Raw genomic sequence first — 2,048 nt, forward strand, 5'->3', positions numbered from 1 at the left:
GCGGTGCGGAACTTGGCGTGCTCTTCCGCAAGGGCGAGGCGCTGCAACTGCTGAAGGACGCGAAGGTCGTCGCCGTCGACAAGACGGGCACGCTGACGGAAGGCAAGCCCGCGCTCACCGATCTGGAACTGGCCCTTGGTTTCGACCGGGCAGATGTCCTCGGTCTGATGGCGGCCGTCGAGGCGAAGTCGGAGCATCCGATCGCCCGTGCGATCGTGGATGCGGCCGCCGGGGAAAACATCCCGCTGCCGGCTGTGTCGGATTTCGAATCGGTGACTGGGTTCGGCGTCAAGGCCGTGGCCGGCGACAAGCGTGTCGAGATCGGCGCCGACCGCTACATGGCAGAACTCGGCCATGACGTGGCCGGGTTCGCTCAGGTCGCCGAACGTCTCGGCAACGAGGGCAAGTCACCGCTCTACGCCGCGATCGACGGCAAGCTGGCGGCGATCATCGCCGTGGCCGATCCGATCAAGGAGACGACGCCCGCGGCGATCAAGGCGCTGCACGATCTCGGCCTCAAGGTCGCGATGATCACCGGCGACAACAAGCGGACGGCCGAAGCTATCGCCAAGCGCCTTGGGATCGACGAGGTGGTGGCGGAAGTCCTGCCGGACGGCAAGGTCGACGCGGTACGCCGCCTCAAAGCCCAGCATGGCAAGGTCGCTTTCGTCGGCGATGGCATCAACGACGCTCCGGCGCTGGCCGAAGCGGATGTGGGCCTTGCCATCGGCACGGGTACGGACATTGCCATCGAGGCAGCCGACGTGGTGCTGATGTCGGGCAGCCTGCAAGGCGTGCCGAACGCGATCGCACTGTCCAAGGCGACGATCGGCAACATCCGGCAGAACCTGTTCTGGGCCTTTGCCTACAATACGGCTCTGATCCCCGTTGCCGCCGGTCTGCTCTATCCGGCCTACGGCATCCTGCTGTCGCCGGTCTTTGCCGCCGGCGCGATGGCCCTGTCGAGCGTCTTCGTCCTCGGCAACGCGCTGAGGCTCAAGACCTTCCGCGCGCCCGCGCAGGCGGAAAGCGGCGCAGTCCGGCCCCGTCGGCCTGAACTTGCGCCTGCGGAATGAGAAACAGGCGAGCCTGCTTCGGCAGGCTCGCCACATGTAAAGGAATGAAGCAGTGACCAATACAGGAACTCCGTCAGTGGTGCTGTATACCACGCCAACCTGCCCCGATTGCCATGCCGTCAAGCGATGGCTTGCTGACCAGGGTGTCCCATTCGAAGAGCGTGACCTGTCAGATCCGCAGATCGCCGAAGAGGCGAAAGCGCGGACCGGCGTGCGCGTTGCCCCGATCACGATCGTCAACGAACAGGTCTTCTATGGCACCTTTGCTGACCAGAAACCTCGTCTGGCGGAAGCCCTGTCATCAGGCGCCGCCTGAGGGGAGATTGTCATGGGAAGACAAATCGAAATTCGGCAGGCGGGGCGCATCATCGACGTGCCGGATGGCCGAACCATTCTGGAGAGAGCGCTAGAAGAAGGGATCGCATACCCGCATGGATGCCGTTCGGGCCGCTGCGGCTCGTGCAAGTCCCGACTGGTCAGCGGCGAGGTCGATCTTCTGCCGCACACGCGCTTTGCCCTGACGGACGATGAGCGGTCTCAGGGACTGATCCTTGCATGCCGCGCGCAGCCGCTCACGGACTGCACGGTCGCATGGCTCGATGAGGAGGAAGAACAGCTTGATCTTCCCGTCCGCACCTATCGCACGCGGGTTGTCGCGATCGATGACGCAACCCACGACATCCGGCAAATCAGGCTGGAGGTCGAAACGGGAGAGGCCGTCGCGTTCAAGGCGGGCCAGTATGCGCAGGTGACGTTCGATGGCGTTCCGGCGCGCGACTATTCGATGGCGAACCAGCCCGGGCGAGACCATCTCGAATTCCACATCAGGCATGTGCCCGGTGGAGCGACGAGCGAACACGTCGCCAGGTCACTCAAGGTCGGTGACGAGGTTTCGGTCCGCGGGCCGCTCGGCAGCTCTTTTCTGCGCGAACAGCATACTGGTCCAATTCTGGCGGTCGCCGGCGGGTCGGG

The 2,048-nt window shown here is 64.6% G+C and carries 3 protein-coding genes; all 3 read left to right on the forward strand.

All coding sequences use genetic code 11. The features are described 5' to 3' along the window. Positions 1-1,076, forward strand: a 1,076-nt coding sequence (locus ABWW28_RS27455; protein ID WP_353392987.1) for a heavy metal translocating P-type ATPase, incomplete at its 5' end; no start/stop codon positions are given. A gap of 76 nt (positions 1,077-1,152) precedes the next feature. Then, complete coding sequence (locus ABWW28_RS27460) at positions 1,153-1,392, forward strand: glutaredoxin family protein (protein ID WP_502904599.1); 240 nt, start codon at positions 1,153-1,155, stop codon at positions 1,390-1,392. 12 nt (positions 1,393-1,404) lie between these two features. Next, on the forward strand, positions 1,405-2,048 hold a 644-nt coding region (locus ABWW28_RS27465), incomplete at its 3' end, for a 2Fe-2S iron-sulfur cluster-binding protein (RefSeq protein ID WP_353392989.1).

Source organism: Brucella sp. NBRC 14130 (assembly GCF_040371715.1).
Lineage (GTDB): Bacteria > Pseudomonadota > Alphaproteobacteria > Rhizobiales > Rhizobiaceae > Brucella > Brucella intermedia.